The sequence below is a fragment of the Vibrio sp. 1288 genome (assembly GCF_033344475.1).
In genome coordinates, this window is record NZ_JAWPOX010000256.1 from 1 (window position 1) to 895 (window position 895).

General features: G+C 52.3%; 1 protein-coding gene and 1 pseudogene. Both read right to left on the reverse strand.

Annotated features, from left to right (window positions below):
• Positions 1 to 146: pseudogene (locus R8O11_RS26060) on the reverse strand (two-component sensor histidine kinase); the annotation flags it as partial.
• On the reverse strand, positions 136 to 843 hold the full coding sequence (locus R8O11_RS26065) for a response regulator (protein ID WP_021450481.1): 708 nt from the start codon (positions 841 to 843) through the stop codon (positions 136 to 138). The pseudogene R8O11_RS26060 and the gene R8O11_RS26065, both read right to left, overlap by 11 nt.
• Positions 844 to 895: the final 52 nt, after the last annotated feature.

An 895-nucleotide genomic window follows, 5' to 3' on the forward strand; every position in this document is an offset into this window, starting at 1 on the left:
ACCGTGGTGGTCAGGCCTTCTTTATCGCGTTCGCTGGCGTGTTGATACCAGATAATCCCGGATAATACCTGCGCCAGAATGATCACCAGCAACAAGAACACACTGGTACGAACGACCAGTGATCCCGTCCAGCGTTTAATTCTCATAATGCACGTCCGTGGTCAGCATGTAGCCTTTGTTGCGCACCGTTAGGATCAGCGAACGGTCTTTATCTTCAAGGTGATGACGCAAGCGGCTGATCTGCACGTCAATGCCGCGTTCAAACGGGTCAGCATCGCGTCCCCAAATCTCACGTGCAATATCATCGCGCGACAATATCGATTGTGCATGGTTGACAAATAAACCAAGCAACGACAAATCGGCACCGCTGAGTTGTTTAACTTCGCGGCTAGCGACGTGGGTCAGTTGGCGCGTCACGGTATCTAACAACCAGTCGTCAAAACGCACTTTACGCGTCAGTTTGCTATTGGCGGTCGTTTGGCTGCGTCTCAGAATCGTTTTGATGCGCGCGAGCAGTTCACGCGGACTGAATGATTTGGTGATGTAGTCGTCAGCGCCCATTTCTAGTCCTGCGACTCGGTCGGCTTCTTCAGTGACGGCGGTCAGCATGATGATCGGGATATCGGAGTTTTTGCGCAGTTTCTGGCACAGGGTAAAGCCGTCTTCACCGGGCATCATAATATCGAGGATGATCAAATCAGGATGGTGATCGTTGAGCAGTTGCCACATCACGCCGCCGTTTTCCGCGCAAAGCACTTCAAACCCTGCGCGGCCAAGGTAATCTGACAACGCTTCGCGAAGGTCGAGGTTGTCATCGACGACCAGTATCTGCTTGTTTTCCATCCTACTTTCCCTGTGTCCGTCCCTGAGTTTGGCCCTGGCCAATATGATGCAT